An 18,899-nucleotide genomic window follows, 5' to 3' on the forward strand; every position below is an offset into this window, starting at 1 on the left:
GAATACTGGATCGCCCGATCAAGTCGGGCGATGACAGTTGAGTGTGTGGCTCGGGCCTGCCTCAGCAGCGACGGTCTTGACGACCGTCAATACGTCCGTGCCTTCTTGCAAGGCGCGTAGAACGTGCCGTTGCCGGCGACGACCCGCTCGAGGCATTGCCGGGGATCGGTGATCTCGCCGTCGACCTGGAAATAATAGGCCTGCGGTCCCAGGCTCAGGACGTAATGTCCCGGCGCAAGCTCGAGCCCTGAATCGCCAGTGTGAAGCTCGTACATCTCGGGCTTCCCCGGGATCGGCGACACCCGGAACGGATAGGAGAAGTTTCGGATCACCCCGACATCTTCTCCGCCGCCTAGATTTTTGCCTGCAGCGTCGGTCGAAAACTCCCTGGCGATCTTCGCGACGACCCGAACCTCGACGCGCTCGGGGATCACGTTCGCGGCGTCCCGCCGAAACACGATGAATTTGACGCGGCCGTTCGGCAGATGCGGGCGATCGGGCTTCTTGAACTCCGGTGAAATCGCGATGCGCATGTCCGGCGCCATCACGCCGGTCGCATTCAACTCCGCCAGCGATTTGTCGTCGATCAATGCGTAGATGCCGTAGTCGGTTGGCAATACGCGCGTCGGGGGAGGCGGGCCAGGGGTGATCATTTCCGGCTTGGCGACCGTGATTGTCGTCTCCGGCTTGGGCGATACCTGCGCGATCTCCTGGGCCTGGGACGAAATCTGCCGGCGCAGCGCGGCGATGTTGTCTCGCTGCGAGACGATCAGGATGACTGCGCCAACGGCAAGCAGGATGGCCACCGTACGCTTGATCACCGGTAGAAGCGGGCCCGAGATCGCAGGCAGCTTGCTGCGGGATATCTCGATCCTCGATCGCAAAACGGTCGCGTGGCCGGACACCAGAAGACCGCCTGTCTCGGTCGCCTTTGACGACGTGAGCTGTTGTGACGGCAAGCGCTCCAGCGGCGCCTGGTCGCGCGAGAATTTTTCGACCTCCTCGATCGCGACCTCGAGCGCCCGCTTCATCTGGTCGATGTTCCGGGCGTCGGCGTAGGTGAACTGCTCCTGGAGCTTGTAGCGGGCAAGGTCGTAGACCATCTGCCGCCTGGCTTCCGCGTCGTCCTTCACCGTCTCGAGCATCCGCGAAATCACGAGCGCAAACTGCACTTCGCTTGCGGGCAAGTCGGTCGAATCCTGCTGGCCAGGAAGCAACTCTCTCGAACTCATAGCGCTGACGGTCCAATGCCAGTCACGCCAACACCTGATTTCTCTAATTGAAACAGTTGATTAAAAGATGCGGCCCGCGTCCGCGGCCGTTTCGTACACGTCCTCGCGGAACAAGGAAAGCCTCCAAAACAGCTGCGGCAAATTGCCGACGCGTTGGACATGCAGGACGTGCGCGCCGGCCGGGGCAACGCCGTGCGGCCGTAGTTCCCCGGAATGCGCGCTGGCGCCGGATTTGCATAGCTGTCGCAAAGCCGCTGGGGAGCGAGTCGCCGTCTCCACGCCTGCCGCGACCGTGCGGAAGGCGGACGGCGGTGTCTGTCCCTCGCGGCGCTGATTGCGATCCGCGGAGACGATATGCGACTTGCCAGACTATGTGCGGCGGCGCTGCTGGGGCCGATGGCGCTGCTTGCGACCTCAGCGCTGGCGCGCGACGACGGCCGCTATGCCAACTCGCCGCTAAAACCCTGGTTCGAGAGCCTGCACAGCCAATACGGGCAATGCTGCTCGGATGCCGACGGCTACGTCATAGCCGACGTCGACTGGGAATCCGATCGCGGCCACTACCGCGTGCGCATCGACGACGAATGGGTCGTCGTGCCCGACGGTGCCGTGATCACCGAGCCGAACAAGATCGGTCGAACCATGGTGTGGAAGCACTATGTCGACGGCCATCCGCGCGTGCGCTGCTTCATGCCCGGCAGCATGACGTAGCGGTCGTGGCTAGAATTTGTACGTCACGCTGCCGAGCACCGTGCGGCCGATACCGAGAAAGCAGTCGCCGCGCGCCAGGCACGTGGTGAGGTGACGCTTGTCGAAGAGATTGCTGGCATTGACCTGAAGCCGCCAGGAACCGGTCTCGTAACGAACCATGGCGTCGAACAGCGTATAGTCGGGTGTGCGGAGGGTGTCGGTGCCGTCCCAGGAGGTGCCGATGTAGCGCACGCCGCCGCCGAGCGTGACGCCGGGCAGGCCGAGCAGGGACAGACGGTACTTCGCCCAGAGCGAGGCCTGGTGATCCGGCACGGTCTCGACATGCTTGCCGGAATTGTCGCCGCTTTCCACGCGGGCATCGAGATAGGTATAGGCGCCGATCAGGTCGAGCTCCGGCGTGACGCGCGCCAGCACCTCGAGCTCGGCGCCGCGGATGCGCACCTTCCCGGTCTGGATCGAGAAGCGGTCATCATCGGGGTCGCTGGCCAGCCGATTCCGTTCGGTGGTGTCGAAGATCGCGCCGTTGATCGCATTGCCCGGTGTCGGATTGTACTTGAAGCCGAGCTCCACCATCTCGCCGCGCTGCGGCGCGCACACCGTGGCGCAGACGCCGCTGCCGAACACCGGGTTGAACGACTGCGCATAGGTCACGTAAGGCGTGACGCCGAATGGCAGCTCGTACATCAGCGCGGCGCGGCCGGTGGTCGCCTGGTAGTTTTCGACCGGCGAGGCCTGCGTGTTACTGGTGACGTAGTCGTGGCGCAGCCCAAGCACGGCGAGCCACGGTCCGAGGCGCAACTGGTCCTGAGCGTAAATACCGAGCTGGGTCTGGCGCAGATCCGGTTCGGGAGACATCGTCGGCGCGGGTACGCCGCGGTAGACCGGCGCGTAGAGATCGAACGGCGTCGGGTCTGTGGTGAAGCCTGATTGCGCGTGCTCCCTGAACTCGCGGTAGTCGGTGCCGAACAACACTTTGTGTGCGACCGGTCCGGTGTGCAATTTCAGCTCGGCATTGCTGTCCGAGGTCAGGTTGTCCTTGACCGTCTCGCGGCTCCATACGCTGCGCGCCACGGAGCGTCGGCTGGCGTCGAGAAATGGATAGTTCGGATCGCTTGGATCGACGAAGTTCAGGTCCGGCCACGTCGACCGGTAAATGCCCTCGACATGGGCGTAACGCAGGTTTTGCCGGATCTTCAGACTGTCGCTGAAGCTGTGCTCGAACAGGCTGCTGATCGCGCCGGTCTCGGTCTGGTACTGGTCGAAGCCGGGCTCGCCGGCGAAGCGCCGCATCGGAATGTAGCCGTTGGGGCCGGCAAACAATGTGCCCTCATGCGGCAGGAAGGCCGTGGAGGACCCCGTGGTGTCCTTCTGATAGGTGCCGAGCACCGTCCAGCTGGTGTTGTTGGTCGGCCGCCAGGTCAGTGATGGCGCGAGCACGATGCGGCCGTCCTTGACGTAATCGGTCTGCGTGTTGCTGTCGCGGTATACGCCGATGAAGCGATAGAGCCACTCGCCGTCCTTGGTCAGCTTTCCCGTGGAGTCGAGCTGCACCTGCTTACGGTTGAAGCTGCCATATTGCACGCCGATCTCGTTGGCGGATTCGGCCTGCGGGCGCTTCGAGATCAGGTTCAACAGGCCGGCGGTCGAGGTGTCGCCGTAGAGCACGGAAGAGGGGCCGCGCAAGACCTCGATGCGCTCCAGGGTGTACGGCTCCGGCCGCCATTCGTTGAAGTTGTTGGTGTTCACCATGCGGGTGCCGTCGAGATAGATATTTGGGTCCTGGCCGCGGATGCGCGGATAGTCGCCGCGCGAGTCCGCGCCGTAGGCGTCGGCGAACACGCCGGGGACATAGCGCAGCGCCTCCTGAACGGTGGTCGCGCCCTGGTCGATGATGCGGTCGGCGGTGACCACGGTGATCGACTGCGGTGTCTCACGCAGCGGCGTATCGGTCTTCGTGCCGGTGCCGCTGCGGGTCGCGACGTAGCCGCGGACGGGGCCTGTCGCGGTCTCCGCGCCCGTGCTCGCGCCGGCCGCCTGTGTATCGGCGTTCGATGGTGCGCGCTCGGCCTGGCGACGGCGGCTTGCCGCCTGTGCGGCCTGACGGGAGGGAGACGGACGTGTGCGCGCTGCCGGCCGCGACGATTGCTCGACCACGACGGCGGGCAATTCCTGCGACGATGATTGCGCCTCGGCCGGCGCCGCATCCATCAGGCCTGCCAACAGCGGCAGCGCGCCRCCGATCAATCCTGCCGTCGTTCTGAGATATGTAGTCATTCGCGACCCCATCATTTGCGGGGCGGACGACTAACAAGCGCAGTCGATGGCTTGAAGTGCGGGAGGGGCGCAATGGTCCCTCAATCATCAGATTTGGAATTAGTATTTATATAAGTAGAGCGCGCGCCGCTTGATGGCGGCGCGCGGATGGCCTCATGTGAGGATGGAGAATCGTGTCTCGTCGCGGCGTAGGCCCACGCCGTCTTGATCGACGTGTGCGATTTACTTGCAGTCGCCGCAAGGCATCGTGGATACGCAGGGGCCCGCCTACGCGCGGCCTACCGGCAGGCTCCGTCTGACCCGCGGCGAGAGCGAAACGGCGCCGTTGACCGCACCGGCACGGGCCGCTTCCGTCGCGAGATACTGATTGCCCCATGTCCAGAGCATGCGAACGACCGGTTCGAGCGAGCGCCCAAGCGCCGTCAGGGAATACTCGACCCGCGGCGGGACCTCCGCATAGATCTCGCGATGAATGAGGCCGTCCGCCTCGAGCTCGCGGAGCTGGCGCGTCAGCATGCGTTGCGTGATCCGGGACAGGCGCCGCTTGAGCTCGTTGAAGCGAATCGTATCGTCGAGCAGGTGATAGAGAATCACGCCCTTCCACTTGCCGTCGATCAGATCGAGGGTGGCCTCCACGGGGCATCCCACGGCACAATCATACGTCTTGCCGCCGAGCTTCTGCATGGTTCACTCCGTGATACTAGAGGACTGGCCTGTGCGTAATTGTCAGTCCCCAAATTAGCGCGCATCGTGGCTCTCGCAAAGATCGATATCGGCGCGGCGGCGGTGAACGAGCGACCGCTTCGGCTCGCATTGGGTCTCTGCATTGAAATCCTGCGGCGGTTGCCGGCGCGGACCGGGCGCACGCGCGCCGGAATAACCGTGGAAAACAAAGGGAGGGAGCGGTGCGAAGCGTGAGGAGAGGAATTCGACTTGTCATTTTTCTGTCGGCGGCAATCGTCACGGGCGCGGCCTGTGCGGAGAACGGAGGCGGCAACGCGGAAGTCTTTGCGAAGCTCCCTCAGTCGGTCGGCAACATTGCGTTTACGCCGGACAATCAGCTGATCTTCAGTCACCATCCATTCTTCAGTCCCGACGTTCGTGTGGCGCGGCTGACATCGCCGACGACGTTCGAGCCGTTTCCAAATGCGGAATGGAATACGCCACGAAAAGGCACCGATCAGTACCTCGATAACGTCCTGGGTCTTCGTTCCGACGAAAGCGGTGTCGTGTGGATCATCGACATGGGATTCCGTACGCAGATCACGCCGAAGCTGGTCGGCTGGAACACGCGCACGAACAGGCTGGAGCGCATCCACTACATGCCCGAGCCCGTGACCGTGAAAGGCTCGCAGCCGCAGGACATCGTGATCGACCAGAAGAACCGGAAATTCTACATCGCCGACGAAAACATCGGGCCCGGCGGCGATGGCTCTCACGCTGCGATCATCGTCATCGACATGGATACGGGTGCCGCCCGGCGCGTGCTGGACGGCGATCGATCCACCGTCCCTGAAAATGTGCCGATCACCGTGGATGGCAATGATCTGACCGTGCCTGGCAAGGACGGCAAGCCTTCGCTCATTAAGGTCGGCTGCGACGGCATCACGATGGATGCCAGGTCCGAATGGGTCTATTTCGCGCCACTCAGCGGCCGGTCGCTGTACCGCATCAAGGCCACCGACCTCGGCAACGAGAAGCTGCCCGCCGAAGAGCTGAGCGCGCGGGTGGAACGCTACTCGGACAAACCGAACAATGGYGGCCTGTCGATCGACTATGCGGGCAACATCTACCTGACTGCGGTCGAGACCAAATCGATTGGAGTCATAGGAGCCGACCGGAAGTTTCGCACTTATTTGAACGATCCGGACATGGTGTGGCCGGACGGGATTACTGCCTCTCCCGACGGGTACATGTACGTGTCCGCGTCTCAGGTCTCCGCAGCCGCCATGTTCCATGGCGGCAAGGCCGAAAACAAGACGCCGTATCTGATCTATCGGTTCAAGCCGATCGCGGCAGGCTATATCTCACGCTGACGGCGGGAGCGACGACCCCGGCAAGGGCAGCCGGGGTCGAAAACTGTCTCAGCGCTCTTCGCTCGTGGCGTTGGCGCTCGCCAGCCGCTTGACGCGCGGCGACAGCACCGACATCTGCGCGGGCGAGGCGGGCATGCCGGCGACGATCATCGCGGGCGCAGCCGACTGCTCCTCGACTCCGGCGCCGCCGAGAACCTGCACTTGCGTCGTCGAAATCGGAAACGACTTCACTTCGTAAGAGGGAAGCTCGCTGGCAAATGCACCGGCCGAGCTCACAATCATGGCGCCGGCAACGGCAATCATCGAAAGAACGCGCATTGGAAAATCTCCGTGGAAGATGGCAATCGGAGGTTTGGTCGCGGCGATACCGCGCCAGGTTCGCTTGTGTGCGAACATTCGACCGCCGCCGGCGGATCTATTTGATATCGTGATGCGACAGGACGAAACGCGGAAGAAGTTTTCCGCGCCAATGTTTCCGGACGGTTTCGCCAAAGGGCTAGAAGCGGCTCGTCAGCCCGTTTGCAGATCGAGGTGCGGCGATCTGGTCGTCGCGGTGGCCTCGGGAAAGCGCAAGCTCATCGTCGTGCCGCGGCCCGGCGCGGAGGAGATGACCAGCTCTCCGCCGTGCGCGGCCATGATCTCGCGGACGATCGACAGGCCGAGGCCGGCGCCGTCGCGCGCGCTGTTGCCGGTCTGAAATGGCTCGAGCAGCCTGTGCTCCGCACCGTCGGGCAGGCCCGCGCCGTCATCGTCGATCGAGATGTCGCCGCGGCTAACCGTCGCAACGATGCGCCGCGCACCATGGGCGTGGATGAGCGCGTTGCCGACGAGATTGGCAAGCGCACTGCGTACCGCGGCGTCGACGCCTTGCACCAGGAACGGACCTTCTTCGGCGTGTTCCAGCGCAAGCTCTATGCCGGCGTCTAGCGCCGAGGGGCTGAAATCGGCGAGCACGTCCAGCGTGATCTCGGCAAGATCAATCGGTCGCTTCTCGATCGCATGATTTTGCAATCGCGCCAGGTCGAGCATGGCGGAGACCAGCGACGTCAGGCGGCGGACGTCGCGCACCAATTCCGCCCTCAGCGCCGGCTCGGGCACGTCCTCGATTTTCGCGCGCAGCAGCGTGAGCGGCGTGCGTAGCTGATGGGCGGCGTTGCCGAGAAAGCGGCGTTGCATCCTGATGTAGGCGTCGATCTCGCCGAAGGCGCGGTTCAGTGCTGCGACCAGCGGCTTCAGCTCGGTGGGGACTTCGGACAGGGATATCAGGCCCTGCGGGGCCGATGGGTCGATCGCGAGCGCGCGATGCGCCACCCGTTCGATGCCGCGCGAGACGAAACGTGCGGCCAGCATCGAGCCGATGGCAACCGTCGCCGCAAAGGCCAGCGCCAGCGTGATGATCCCGAAAATGCTGCGGGCAAGGAAGTTCCTGGCAATCCGGCCGAAGCGGACCTGGGGGGCGCCGACCATCATCGTAAGCTGCAACGGGCCCCGTTGCGCGACGGCGAGACAGAAGGTGCTCTTCTGGTCGAGCGTGCTGAAGACGGACGAGCCGATCGGCCCGTGATAGGGAAACGCGAAGGGGAGGGCGGGCCGGCGTTCGCTTCCGTATTCGCTGACCAGATCGCCAGCGGACACGACGTACCAGAGGTTCGGGCTGTCCGTCCTGAGCTCCTCGAGGGCGGGAGTCGGACGTACCGTCAGGTTCTGCCCTTCGATCACTGTGGCGCGATCGAGAACGGCGACCACAACGCGGCAAGCCCTGAACTCGCGTTCCTCCATCGGGTAGCGCCAGATGAAGACACCGAGCATGATCAGGAAGATCGTCGTCGCGGCGATGCCAAGCGACAGCGCAAACGTTCGGGCAATCGACGTCATCGCGGTGTTGCCAGCCGCAGGATGTAGCCGATGCCCCGCATGCTGCGGATCTCGACATCGCCGCCGAGCTCGGTCAGTTTCTTCCGCAAGCGCGAGACCTGCGCTTCGAGCGTGTTGGATTCGATCTCGTCGTCGAAGCCGTAGATCTCCTCGATCAGGGCGGCGCGGGTGATGACGCGGTCGCGGCGCATCAGGAGCGCTCCGAGGATCAGCGCCTCGCGCCGGCGCAGCAGGATTTTCGTGTCGGCGACCACCGCTTCGTTGCTGCCGAGATGCAGCTCGACATTGCCGAGCGACAGCACCGAGGGCGCGAGCTGCCGGGGCCGCCGCAACACGGCGCGCACCCGCGCAATGAGCTCCTGCGGCTCGAACGGCTTGCCGAGATAGTCGTCGGCGCCGCCATTGAGACCTTCGACGACATCCTCCTTGGCGTCCTTGGAGGTCAGCATGATGATCGCGGGACGGTCCGCCGATCGGCTCAGCGCCGTCACCACCTGGAGCGCATCTCCATCGGGCAGCATCCGGTCGATGATCGCGAGATCATATTTGAAATTGTCCAGCGCCTGACGGGCATCGGCAATCGAGCCGACGACGTCGACAATGCCGTGCAATTGTCCGAGCAGGCGGCTGACATAGGCGCCGATCTGCGGTTCGTCTTCGATTACGAGGGAGCGCACGCGGGTCGTCCTTGACTCTGCTGGGGCAACAAAACCCTGAGCGTGACGCTCCCTGGCCGAAGTCTGGCGTTCCGGCTCGTGCGCAGGGTTCCCATTAAGGCAGCGAGCTTGGCGAATAAAAGGCAGGAACGCGGGCGCCGACCGGCTCTAGCGCTCAAAGTTTGCGAGCGTGAGCGCGGCCCGGCAATGTTCGGGCAACATTGATCCGGCGGCGCGCCCGGCATGCGCCGCGAATGGATCGGGGCGCTGTCTGCCCCTTGCAATCTTGGGGCAATTTTGCCGGACCACATGCTGTGGCTCCTAACCACACGAGTCGACCAGGCCAGCAAGGCCGGTCCGGGGCCCTGTAAATGAAGCATTTTGACGAAGCAGCTCTCGATCCTGCGGCGAGAGCGCAGCAGACCTTGCTGACCGCCTTCCTCGCCGCGTTCGGCGCAATCCTGGCAATCCCGCAGTCGGCATCGGCGCAGACGGCGTTCACGTTGCCAGCCCCGCCGTTCGACGTGCCGATGCTGCCGTCACCTTCCGGCAACTGGACCGTCATGGTCGGCATCGGCGGAGAGTACACGCCGGATTTCGTCGGATCGAAGAACGGGAAGCTCATGCCGATCCCGATCTTCTCCATTCGCCGTGCCGGATCGGTCGACCAGTTTCGCGGGCCCCGCGACAGCGCCAGTATCGCGCTGTTCGACGTCGGAAATTTTCGCGCGGGCCCTGCGTTCAAATACGTAGCGTCGCGTAGGAGCGATAAATATGCCGAGCTGACCGGCCTTGGCGACGTCAAGGCCCCATACGAGCTCGGCGGGTTCGTCGAATATTTCCCGGTCGACTGGCTGCGCCTGCGCAGTGAATTGCGCCAGGCATGGGCGGAAATACCGGCACGGTCGCCGATGTCTCCGCCGACGTCATCGTGCCGCTGATCCAAAGGCTCACGATCTCGGCCGGCCCGCGCTTCACCTGGAAAAGCACCAAGGCGACTGCGCCCTATTTCGGCGTCGACGCCGCGCAGTCCGTGGCGTCCGGGCTGCCGATGTACGATGCCAGAGGCGGTGCGCATTCGGTCGGCTTCGGCGGCCAGATCTCCTATCGCATCAATCCGCAGTGGGAAGTCCATGCCTATGTCGAGTACGAGAAGCTGCTGGGCGACGCCGCAGACAGCCCGCTCGTGAAGCTGCGGGGATCGTCGAACCAGACGACGATCGGCCTCGGTGCGTCCTATTCATTCGATTTCAGGATTCGATAGGTCACCATGCGCCGCATTGCTTTTCTATGGGTTGGCCTGGCGATCGCTTGCATCGCCCTCGGCGCGGCCGCGGCGTTCGAGACGCGCGCGACTCGGCTCCAGGCAATCAAGACCGTCGGCATCGTCTCGGCCATCGGCGAGGAGATGAGCCTGACGCAAGCCGGCCTGATCGCGCTCGGCAACGCCGGGCAAAGCCTCTCGATCAGCGCTTGGGGGCTGGACGAGCTGATCGTCCAGCAGGCGACGAAGCTGCTCGGCGGACGCTTTCGCGTGCAGGCGGTGAGCTACCGACGCGCCGCGTTTGCCGCGATCAGGGATTCGGCGGTTGCGCCCGTCAATCTCCTGCGCAGCGATCCGTTCAAGGAGCTGGTTCGCAGCGATGTCGCGCCCCAGGGGTTGGATGCGTACATCGTCATCACCCGGGCCAGATCGAAGCTCGGCAACGGCCGCAACGTCGAGGGCATCGGGCTCGCCCAATATCGGACGCTGCTTGCGGATTACGGCCTGATCCACGCGCTCTACGAGGTGCGCGTGATCGACGGCAAGTCGTTCGACGTGATCGAGAAGCGGGCGGCCGCGCCGCTCGACAACACGGGGACCATGCGGCTCGCCGGACCCAGCGGACCGATCGACGCGACGTTCGAGGGGCCCGCTGCGAGCGAACGGCTACGCGCGGCGATCACGGATCTCATCACGCGCAGCTTGCCCGTCACGCTGGGCGACATGCACCTGATCGACGGTCAGTGAGGCCGGTTGGCCCGGCTTCTAAAGCGCGATGAGATTGGTATGAATCGTCATCGCGCTTTAGGTTATTGTTTGAGCATGATCTTTCGGAAAACCGCTTTGCACTTTTCCGGATCATGCTCAGGTCACCGGCGCCGGATTGAACAGCGTGAGGTCGTTGTGGATGCCCCAACGGTCCGACCACGGCTTCGTGCGGCCGCTGGCGACATCGAGGATCAGGCGGAACAGGTCCCAGCCGGTTTCCTCGATGGTCTTCTCGCCGGTGGCGATGCTGCCGGCATCGAAATCGATCAGGTCCTTCCAGCGGCGCGCGAGCTCGGTGCGGGTCGCAACCTTGATCACAGGCGCAGCCGCAAGACCGTAGGGTGTGCCGCGGCCGGTGGTGAACACCTGCAGCGTCATGCCGGAGGCGAGCTGGAGCGTGCCGCAGATGAAGTCGGACGCGGGCGTCGCCGCAAATAGCATGCCCTTCTGCGTCGCCCTCTCGCCGGGCGAGAGCACGCCGGTGATGGCAGACGAGCCGGACTTGACGATCGAGCCGAGTGACTTTTCGACGATGTTGGCGAGGCCGCCCTTCTTGTTGCCGGGCGTGGTGTTGGCGCTGCGATCGGCGCCGCCGCGGGCGAGATAAGAGTCGTACCAGGCCATCTCGCGCACCAGCGCGCGGCCGACATCCTCGTTGATGGCGCGGCGGGTGAGGAGCTGGATCGCGTCGCGGACTTCGGTGACCTCGGAGAACATCACGGTCGCGCCGGCACGCACCAGCAGGTCCGCGGCAAAGCCCAGCGCGGGGTTCGCGGTGACGCCGGAGAAGGCGTCGCTGCCGCCGCATTGCAGGCCGATGACGAGGTCGGCGGCCGGGCAGGTCTCACGGGTGCGGGTGTTGAGGATCTTCAGGCGGGCTTCGGCCTGGGTCATGATCGCATCGACGATGGCGCCAAAGCCGTCGAAGGCTTCGTCCTGCATGCGCACGATGGCATCGCTGACGCCCTCCGGCACCAGTCGCTCGGGCGCGAGCTTTTCGCAGCCGAGGCTGATGACCAGGATCTCGCCGCCGAAATTCGGGTTCTGCGCGATGTTCTGCAGCGTGCGGATCGGAACGACCGCATCGGGGGCATTGATGGCGACGCCGCAGCCATAGGCGTGCGTCAGCGGCACGACGTCGTCGACGTTCGGGTATTTCGGCAGCAGCTCGGCGCGGATGCGCTTCACGGCGTATTCCATCGTGCCCTTGACGCATTGCACGGAGGAGGAGATGCCGAGGATGTTCTTGGTGCCGACCGAGCCGTCGGTGTTGCGAAAGCCTTCGAAGGTGAAGCCTTCGAGCGGCGGCAGCGGCGCGGGGACGGCGGTCGAGATTTCCAGCTTGTCGAGGGCAGGGGCCTCCGGCATGCGGATGCGCGCTTCGTCGACCCATTCGCCGGCCAGGATCGGCGACAACGCGTGGCCGATCACCTCGCCGTAGCGGATAATCGGCTGATCTTGCGCGATATCGACCAGTGCCGTCTTGTGCCCCTGCGGCACGAAGGCGCGCAGCGTCAGCCCGCTGGCGAAGCGGGAGCCGGCGGGAAGCCCGAAATCATTGACCACGATCGCGACATTGTCGCGCTCGTTGAGCTTGATGTAGCGGGGCTGCTCTTTCGCTGCGACGTCCTGGTCCATGGGAGGACTCCGAAAGTGTAGGGTGGGTTAGCGTAGCGTAACCCACCAATGTCTTCATCCGCGGAGGCAGAAGAGGTGGGTTACGCCAGCGGACCGCGCGTTGCGCAGCCGCGGGCTAACCCACCCTACGATCGTGGCCTATCAACCCGGATAGGTATAGGCGGTCTTCACCGTGGTATAGAACTCGCGCGCATAGGAGCCCTGCTCGCGGGCGCCGTAGCTCGAACCCTTCCGGCCGCCGAACGGCACGTGATAGTCGACGCCGGCGGTCGGCAGGTTGACCATCACCATGCCGGACTCGCTGTTGCGCTTGTAGTGCGAGGCGTATTTCAGGCTGCTCGTGCAGATGCCCGAGGCGAGGCCGAACTCGGTGTCGTTGGAGATCGCCAGCGCTTCCTCGTAGTTCTTGGCGCGGATGACGGCGGCGACGGGGCCAAAAATCTCCTCACGCGCGATGCGCATATTGTTGTTGGCCTCGGTGAACAGCGCCGGCTGGAGGTAATGGCCGGGCGTCTCGCGCTTGAGCAGCTCGCCGCCGAAGGCGAGCTTTGCGCCTTCGTCCTGGCCGATCTTGATGTAGCGCAGATCCTGGTCGAGCTGGCTCTGGTCGACCACGGGGCCGATATGCACGCCGGCCTTGAGCGCGTCGTCCACCGACAGGCCCTTCAGACGCTCGGCCACCGCCGCGACGAAGCGATCGTGGATGCCTTCGGTGACGATCAGGCGGGAGGAGGCGGTGCAGCGCTGGCCGGTCGAGAAATAGGCGCCGTTGACGGCGACCTCGACGGCGGTCTTCAGGTCGGCATCGTCGAGCACGACCAGCGGGTTCTTGCCGCCCATCTCGAGCTGGAACTTCTTCATCGGGTTCGACAGCACGCAGGCCTGCGCGATCTTGCGGCCGGTCTGCACCGAACCGGTGAAGGAGATCGCGGCCACATCCGGATGGTCGAGCAGGGTCTGGCCGACGACGGAGCCGGAGCCGACCACGAGGTTGAACACGCCGGCCGGAATGCCGGAGCGGGTGATGATCTCGGACAGCGCATGTCCCGAGCCCGGCACCAGCTCGGCCGGCTTGAACACCACCGTGTTGCCGTAGCAGAGCGCGGGCGCGATCTTCCAGGCGGGGATCGCGATCGGGAAATTCCAGGGCGTGATCATGCCGACGACGCCGACGGGCTCACGGGTGAGCTCGACGTCGAGGCCGGGACGGACGGAGGCGCCCTTCTCGCCGATCAGGCGCAGCGCTTCGCCGGCGAAGAACGCAAAGATCTGGCCGGCGCGCGCGACCTCGCCGATGCCCTCGGGGAGCGTCTTGCCTTCCTCGCGGGCGAGCAGGCGGCCGAGCTCTTCCTTGCGGGCGAGGATTTCGAGAGAAATCTTGTTCAGCGCGTCATAGCGCACCTGCGGCGTCGACTGCGCCCAGGCCGGGAAGGCGGCCTTGGCTGCCGCGATCGCCTTCTCGGTCTGCGCCTTGTCGGCCTTGGCGTACTCGCCGACGAGGTCGTTGGTGTTGGAGGGGTTGATGTTCTTGGTGACGCCGGAGCCGTCGACCCATTCGCCGCCGATGAAGTTCTTCAGGATCGCAGTCATGTAGTCCTCCGAGATTTTCTTAACGCACGAGGCAGGGACGCTTGTCGTCAAAGGTCCAGCCGGGGATCAGGTCCTGCATGGCAGTAGCGTCATCGCGGGCGCCGAGTCCATGCTTCTTGTAAAGCTCATGCGCGGTTTCGATGGCCGGGCGGTCGATTTCGATGCCGAGGCCCGGCCGCTCGGGCACGGCGATCTTGCCGCCCTTGATCTGGAGCGGCTCCTTGGTCAGCGCCTGGCCGTCCTGCCAGATCCAGTGGGTATCGATCGCGGTGACCTTGCCGGGCGCGGCGGCGCCGACATGGGTGAACATCGCGAGCGAAATGTCAAAGTGATTGTTGGAGTGCGAGCCCCAGGTCAGGCCGTTGTCGCGGCAGGTCTGGGCGACGCGCACCGAGCCCTGCATGGTCCAGAAGTGGGGGTCGGCCAGCGGRATGTCCACCGCCCCCAAGCGTAGTGCATGGGAGAGCTGGCGCCAGTCGGTCGCGATCATGTTGGTCGCGGTCGGCAGGCCCGTGGCACGGCGGAACTCGGCCATGATCTCGCGACCCGAGAAGCCGGCTTCGGCGCCGCAGGGATCCTCGGCATAGGCCAGGATGCCGTGCATGCCCTTGCAGAGGCTGATCGCCTCGTCGAGCGACCATGCGCCGTTGGGATCGAGCGTGACGCGTGCGCTGGGGAAGCGCTTTGCGATGGCGGTGACGGCCTCGATCTCCTGCTCGCCGCGGAGCACGCCGCCCTTGAGCTTGAAGTCCGCGAAGCCATAATGGTCGTGGGTGGCTTCCGCGAGCCGCACCACGGTCTCCGGCGTCATCGCCTCCTGGTGGCGCAGGTTGAACCATTCGGGCTTGCCGGTCTCGCCGCTGACGTAGTCAAGCTTGCTCTTGCGCCGGTCGCCGACGAAGAAGAGATAGCCGAGCGTCTCGACGCTCTTGCGCTGCTGGCCTTCGCCGAGCAGTGCGGCGACGGGCAGGTTGAGGTGCTGGCCGAGCAGGTCGAGCAGTGCGGACTCGATCGCCGTGACCGCATGGATCATCACGCGCAGGTCGAACGTCTGCTTGCCGCGGCCGCCGGCATCTCGGTCGGCGAACGCCGTGCGGACGTCGGCAAGGATGTTGTTCATCGCGCCGACGGTCTTGCCGATCACGAGATCGCGGGCATCCTGGAGCGTCTGCCAGATCTTTTGCCCGCCCGGTACCTCGCCGACGCCGGTGTGTCCGGAATTGTCGGTGAGGATGACGATGTTGCGGGTGAAGAACGGCGCGTGCGCGCCGCTCAGATTGAGGAGCATGCTGTCGCGGCCCGCGACCGGGATCACCTGCATCGATGTGACGACCGGTGCGCCGGAGACCTCAGTCTGGGCCATCGCACGCTCCTCCCTGTTGTTGTCTGTTATTCTGCAGCTTGTTGTGACGATCGGATGGCGGGGAGATTCTTCACCAGCGCGGTCAGCTCCGCAACCTCCTGCTCGGTGAGATCGGTCAGCGGCGGGCGGACCGGGCCGGAATCGCGGCCGATCACCTTCATGCCGGCCTTGATGATCGAGACCGCATAGCCCTTCTTGCGGTTGCGGATTGCGATCAGCGGCAGGATGAAGTTCTTCAGGCCGGCATGGATCGTCTCATGGTCGCGCTTGCGCACCGCGGCGTAGAAGTTGGTGGCGAATTCTGGAACGAAGTTGAACACGGCCGAGGAATAGGTCGTCACGCCCATGTCGAGATAGGGCAGCGCGAAGGTTTCCGCGGTCGGCAGGCCGCCGATATAGGTGAGGCGGTCGCCGAGCTTGGTGTAGACGCGGGTCATCAGCTCGATGTCGCCGATGCCGTCCTTGTAGCCGACGAGGTTCGGGCAGCGCTCGGCGAGGCGCGCCAGCGTATCGGGCTGCAGGATGGCGTTGTCGCGGTTGTAGACGATGACGCCGATCTTCACGGCGGCGCACACGGCTTCCACGTGGGCGGCAAGGCCGTCCTGCTCGGAATGGGTCAGATAGGGCGGCAGCAGCAACAGGCCGTCGGCGCCGGCCTTTTCCGCGCCGATCGCGATCTCGCGCGCGGTGGCGGTGCCGTAACCGGTGCCGGCGAGCACGGGCACGCGGCCCTTGGTCTCGTCGACGGCGATCTTGACCACCTGCGGAACCTCGGTCGGCGTCAGCGAGAAGAACTCGCCGGTGCCGCCGGCGGCGAACAGGCCGGCAACGTCATAGCCGCACAGCCAGTCCATGTTGGCGCGGTAGGTCGCCTCATCGAACGAATAGTCCGCCTTGAAGGGCGTGACGGGGAAGGACAGGAGGCCCGATCCGATCTTCTGGGCCATTTCCTGCGGGGTCATCTTGCTCATGGGCGCTGCTCCCTTAATTTGCGTGTTGTGGAGGACGCGGGCCGAAGCCTGCGCGTCCATGCGCCGTTGTTTAGGAGACCGTTCGATGCGCGTCCAAGCCAAAGCCTATATCGACCGATGCGGATTGAGCATCAATCGTCCGCTACCTCCGCGGAGGACAATTCGCCTGCGATTTTGACCAGAGCGGAGAGCAGCGGGTTCTCGTCGTCGCGGCGCCAGACCATGAACAGCTCGACGGGGACGCGGGTGCGCAGCTTCAACGGCCGCAGTCGCACGTCGGAGATCTTCAGGCTCGCAGCCGCGGCCGGCACGATGGCAAGGCCGAGGCCGGCGCGGACCATGGCGAGGATCGAATGGATCTGGCTCAGATGCTGCACATAGCGCGGCAGCACGTCGGCGCGGGTGAACAGCGCCACCAGCAGATCGTGGAAATATCGGCTCTCATAGGGCGAGTACATCACGAAGGGCTGGTCGTCGAAATCCTTGATGGTGATGGTCTCGGCATTCGCCAGCGGATGCTTCTTCGGGATCGCGGCGAGCAGGGGCTCGGCGACGACACGGCGGCTGGCCACTTCGGGGCGCGCGATCGGCGGCCGCAACAGCCCGGCGTCGATCTGGCCGGAGCTGAGCGCCTCGAACTGATCACCGGACACCATCTCCTTCAGCGAGAAATCGACCTCGGGCAGCTTGGCGCGGCAGGCGGCGACGAGCTCCGGGAGGAAGCCGTAGGCGGCAGCCGCCGTGAAGCCGATTTTCAGCGAGCCGGTTTTGCCGAGCGCGATGCGGCGGGCGACTTGCGAGGCGCTTTCCGCAAGCTTCAGGATGCGCCTTGCCTCGGGCAGGAAGCTGCGCCCCGCCGGCGTCAGGCGCACCGAGCGGCTGGTGCGCTCCAGCAGCGGCGCGTCGATGATGTGCTCGAGCACCTGGATCTGCCGCGACAGCGGTGGCTGGGTCATGTTCAGTCGCGCGGCGGCGCGGCCGAAATGCAGTTCTTCGGCCACCGTGACGAAACAGCGGAGCTGGTTGAGGTCGAACATCGATACATGCCTTAGATGGATAAGGCGTTTCCCCGGCACTTCTAGCATCGATCATCCCGAAAACAAAGACGGCGGCTGAGGAGCCGCCGTTGAGTTGCCTGGTCAAGCTCCCGCGGGAGCCCTCAGGAGGAACGTTTGAGCACCACCCGCTCGATCTTGCCGACCACCACGAGATAGGCGAACGCGGCCACCAGCGCATTGGCGCCGACGAACAGCAGTGCGCCGTTGAATGAGCCGGTCGCGGCCAGGATGTAGCCGATCACGATCGGGGTGCTGATCGAGGAGAGGTTGCCGAAGGTGTTGAACAGGCCGCCGGAGACGCCGCCGGCTTCCTTGGGCGAGGTGTCGGAGACGACCGCCCAGCCGAGTGCGCCGATGCCCTTGCCGAAGAAGGCGAGCGCCATGAAGCCGACCACCAGCGCCTGTCCGTCGACATAGTTGCAGGCGATGATCGACATCGACAGCAGCATGCCGCCGACGATCGGGATCTTGCGCGCCATGGTGAGCGAGCCGGTCTTGCGGAGAATGGCGTCGGAGATGACGCCGCCGAGCACGCCGCCGATGAAGCCGCACAGCGCGGGCAGCGTCGCGACGAAGCCGGCTTGCAGGATCGACAGGCCGCGCTCCTTGACGAGGTAGACCGGGAACCATGTCAGGAAGAAATAGGTCAGCGTGTTGATGCAGTACTGGCCGAGATAGACGCCGAGCATCATGCGGTTGGAGAGCAACTGGCGGATGTGATCCCACCCGGAGCCGGACTCGGGCGCACGCTCCTGCACCAGATCGTTTTTGGGCGCGTCGAGATCGACCAGCGCGCCGCCTTCCTTGATGTAATCGAACTCGGCCTCGTTGATGCCGGGATGCTCCTTCGGGCCGTAAACGGTCTTGATCCAGACCAGGCCCATGATGACGCCGAGCCCACCCATCACGAAGAATACGAAGCGCCAGCCGTAATCATGCGCGATCCAGCCCATTAGCGGCGCGAAGATCACGGTGGCGAAATACTGTCCCGAATTGAAGAAGGCCGATGCGGTGCCGCGCTCATTGCCGGGAAACCAGGCGGCGACGATGCGGGCGTTGGCGGGGAACGAGGGCGCTTCCGCGACGCCGACAAGGAGGCGAAGTGCGAACAGCACGATGATGGCGGCGCCGGCGCTGAGGAAGCCGACCCAGCCCTGCATCATCGTGAACAGCGACCAGACGATGATGCTGAAGGCATAGACGAGGCGCGAGCCGTAGCGGTCGAGCAGCCAGCCGCCCGGCACCTGCGCCGCGACATAGGACCAGCCGAAGGCCGAGAAGATCCAGCCCATGGCGACGGGATCGAGATGCAGCTCTTTCGAGAGTGCGGGGCCCGCGATCGACAGGGTGGCGCGGTCGGCATAGTTCACGGTCGTGACCAGGAACAACATGGTCACGATGAACAGCCTGACGCGAGACCTCCTCACGTCCGCTGCGGACGACACCACTGCGCTCATCACGCG

17 protein-coding genes are annotated in these 18,899 nt (G+C 64.7%); 5 read left to right on the forward strand and 12 right to left on the reverse strand.

Annotated elements, in window-relative coordinates:
- Positions 1-86: 86 nt before the first annotated feature.
- Positions 87-1,187 (reverse strand): hypothetical protein, encoded by a 1,101-nt coding sequence (locus AB4Z51_RS02440; protein WP_441496981.1) that lies wholly within the window; start codon positions 1,185-1,187, stop codon positions 87-89.
- A 399-nt stretch (positions 1,188-1,586) separates the two neighbouring features.
- Between AB4Z51_RS02440 and AB4Z51_RS02445 the strand changes: the two genes are divergently transcribed.
- Entirely contained in the window at positions 1,587-1,943 is a 357-nt protein-coding gene (locus tag AB4Z51_RS02445) for a hypothetical protein (protein WP_028158285.1), read from the forward strand.
- Between the two features lie 9 nt (positions 1,944-1,952).
- On the opposite strand, the gene AB4Z51_RS02450 is transcribed toward AB4Z51_RS02445, so the two are convergent.
- Positions 1,953-4,217: a TonB-dependent siderophore receptor gene (locus AB4Z51_RS02450; protein WP_441496982.1), complete on the reverse strand. Its 2,265-nt coding sequence runs from the start codon at positions 4,215-4,217 to the stop codon at positions 1,953-1,955.
- 267 nt (positions 4,218-4,484) lie between these two features.
- Complete coding sequence (locus tag AB4Z51_RS02455) at positions 4,485-4,901, reverse strand: winged helix-turn-helix transcriptional regulator (RefSeq protein ID WP_135214558.1); 417 nt, start codon at positions 4,899-4,901, stop codon at positions 4,485-4,487.
- A gap of 230 nt (positions 4,902-5,131) precedes the next feature.
- Here AB4Z51_RS02455 and AB4Z51_RS02460 point away from each other — a divergent pair, with 230 nt between their 5' ends.
- Positions 5,132-6,253, forward strand: a complete 1,122-nt coding sequence (locus AB4Z51_RS02460; protein ID WP_441496983.1) for an L-dopachrome tautomerase-related protein — start codon at positions 5,132-5,134, stop codon at positions 6,251-6,253.
- Between the two features lie 48 nt (positions 6,254-6,301).
- Here the strand turns inward: AB4Z51_RS02460 and AB4Z51_RS02465 are convergent, their stop codons facing one another.
- From AB4Z51_RS02465 to AB4Z51_RS02475, 3 genes are all read right to left on the reverse strand, one after another.
- The gene (locus tag AB4Z51_RS02465; protein WP_244623136.1) at positions 6,302-6,571 is read right to left on the reverse strand and encodes a hypothetical protein; all 270 of its coding nucleotides are present in this window, start codon (positions 6,569-6,571) and stop codon (positions 6,302-6,304) included.
- Positions 6,572-6,763: 192 nt separating this feature from the next.
- A complete protein-coding gene (locus AB4Z51_RS02470; protein ID WP_135214560.1) occupies positions 6,764-8,128 on the reverse strand; it encodes a sensor histidine kinase in 1,365 nt (454 codons plus the stop codon).
- On the reverse strand, positions 8,125-8,805 hold the full coding sequence (locus AB4Z51_RS02475) for a response regulator transcription factor (RefSeq protein WP_441496984.1): 681 nt from the start codon (positions 8,803-8,805) through the stop codon (positions 8,125-8,127). Before AB4Z51_RS02475 ends, AB4Z51_RS02470 begins: the two co-directional genes overlap by 4 nt.
- Before the next feature lie 350 nt (positions 8,806-9,155).
- Here AB4Z51_RS02475 and AB4Z51_RS02480 point away from each other — a divergent pair, with 350 nt between their 5' ends.
- Genes AB4Z51_RS02480 through AB4Z51_RS02490 form a run of 3 tightly spaced genes read left to right on the forward strand, consistent with a single transcriptional unit; the run spans position 9,156 to position 10,795 of the window.
- On the forward strand, positions 9,156-9,725 hold the full coding sequence (locus AB4Z51_RS02480) for a MipA/OmpV family protein (RefSeq protein WP_441496985.1): 570 nt from the start codon (positions 9,156-9,158) through the stop codon (positions 9,723-9,725).
- Positions 9,668-10,048: a MipA/OmpV family protein gene (locus AB4Z51_RS02485; RefSeq protein ID WP_441496986.1), complete on the forward strand. Its 381-nt coding sequence runs from the start codon at positions 9,668-9,670 to the stop codon at positions 10,046-10,048. The genes AB4Z51_RS02480 and AB4Z51_RS02485 overlap by 58 nt, the downstream gene beginning before the upstream one ends.
- Before the next feature lie 6 nt (positions 10,049-10,054).
- Positions 10,055-10,795, forward strand: coding sequence for a hypothetical protein (locus AB4Z51_RS02490; RefSeq protein ID WP_135214561.1), 741 nt, complete (start codon positions 10,055-10,057; stop codon positions 10,793-10,795).
- A gap of 117 nt (positions 10,796-10,912) precedes the next feature.
- Here AB4Z51_RS02490 and garD read toward each other — a convergent pair whose 3' ends face one another.
- The 6 genes from garD to AB4Z51_RS02520 all read right to left on the reverse strand — a co-directional run bounded on the left by garD (position 10,913) and on the right by AB4Z51_RS02520 (position 18,893).
- Positions 10,913-12,454: a galactarate dehydratase gene (gene garD / locus AB4Z51_RS02495; RefSeq protein WP_135214562.1), complete on the reverse strand. Its 1,542-nt coding sequence runs from the start codon at positions 12,452-12,454 to the stop codon at positions 10,913-10,915.
- Positions 12,455-12,595: 141 nt separating this feature from the next.
- Positions 12,596-14,044 (reverse strand): aldehyde dehydrogenase family protein, encoded by a 1,449-nt coding sequence (locus tag AB4Z51_RS02500; protein WP_063982243.1) that lies wholly within the window; start codon positions 14,042-14,044, stop codon positions 12,596-12,598.
- 19 nt (positions 14,045-14,063) lie between these two features.
- The gene (gene gudD, locus AB4Z51_RS02505) at positions 14,064-15,407 is read right to left on the reverse strand and encodes a glucarate dehydratase (protein WP_085405880.1); all 1,344 of its coding nucleotides are present in this window, start codon (positions 15,405-15,407) and stop codon (positions 14,064-14,066) included.
- 26 nt (positions 15,408-15,433) lie between these two features.
- The gene (kdgD, locus tag AB4Z51_RS02510; protein WP_038952797.1) at positions 15,434-16,378 is read right to left on the reverse strand and encodes a 5-dehydro-4-deoxyglucarate dehydratase; all 945 of its coding nucleotides are present in this window, start codon (positions 16,376-16,378) and stop codon (positions 15,434-15,436) included.
- A gap of 131 nt (positions 16,379-16,509) precedes the next feature.
- Complete coding sequence (locus AB4Z51_RS02515; protein WP_063982246.1) at positions 16,510-17,415, reverse strand: LysR substrate-binding domain-containing protein; 906 nt, start codon at positions 17,413-17,415, stop codon at positions 16,510-16,512.
- A 122-nt stretch (positions 17,416-17,537) separates the two neighbouring features.
- A complete protein-coding gene (locus tag AB4Z51_RS02520; RefSeq protein ID WP_063982247.1) occupies positions 17,538-18,893 on the reverse strand; it encodes an MFS transporter in 1,356 nt (451 codons plus the stop codon).
- Between the last annotated feature and the right edge of the window lie 6 nt (positions 18,894-18,899).

Origin of the sequence: Bradyrhizobium sp. 2TAF36, assembly GCF_052114925.1 — a bacterium.
Lineage (GTDB): Bacteria > Pseudomonadota > Alphaproteobacteria > Rhizobiales > Xanthobacteraceae > Bradyrhizobium > Bradyrhizobium barranii.

Coding starts and splice junctions, on each gene's coding strand:
- AB4Z51_RS02445 (WP_028158285.1), top strand. CDS start 1,587: ATGCGACTTGCCAGACTATGTGCGGCGGCGCTGCTGGGGCCGATGGCG.
- AB4Z51_RS02455 (WP_135214558.1), bottom strand. CDS start 4,901: ATGCAGAAGCTCGGCGGCAAGACGTATGATTGTGCCGTGGGATGCCCC.
- AB4Z51_RS02465 (WP_244623136.1), bottom strand. CDS start 6,571: ATGCGCGTTCTTTCGATGATTGCCGTTGCCGGCGCCATGATTGTGAGC.
- AB4Z51_RS02470 (WP_135214560.1), bottom strand. CDS start 8,128: ATGACGTCGATTGCCCGAACGTTTGCGCTGTCGCTTGGCATCGCCGCG.
- AB4Z51_RS02480 (WP_441496985.1), top strand. CDS start 9,156: ATGAAGCATTTTGACGAAGCAGCTCTCGATCCTGCGGCGAGAGCGCAG.
- AB4Z51_RS02485 (WP_441496986.1), top strand. CDS start 9,668: ATGGGCGGAAATACCGGCACGGTCGCCGATGTCTCCGCCGACGTCATC.
- AB4Z51_RS02490 (WP_135214561.1), top strand. CDS start 10,055: ATGCGCCGCATTGCTTTTCTATGGGTTGGCCTGGCGATCGCTTGCATC.
- garD (WP_135214562.1), bottom strand. CDS start 12,454: ATGGACCAGGACGTCGCAGCGAAAGAGCAGCCCCGCTACATCAAGCTC.
- AB4Z51_RS02500 (WP_063982243.1), bottom strand. CDS start 14,044: ATGACTGCGATCCTGAAGAACTTCATCGGCGGCGAATGGGTCGACGGC.
- kdgD (WP_038952797.1), bottom strand. CDS start 16,378: ATGAGCAAGATGACCCCGCAGGAAATGGCCCAGAAGATCGGATCGGGC.
- AB4Z51_RS02515 (WP_063982246.1), bottom strand. CDS start 17,415: ATGTTCGACCTCAACCAGCTCCGCTGTTTCGTCACGGTGGCCGAAGAA.
- AB4Z51_RS02520 (WP_063982247.1), bottom strand. CDS start 18,893: ATGAGCGCAGTGGTGTCGTCCGCAGCGGACGTGAGGAGGTCTCGCGTC.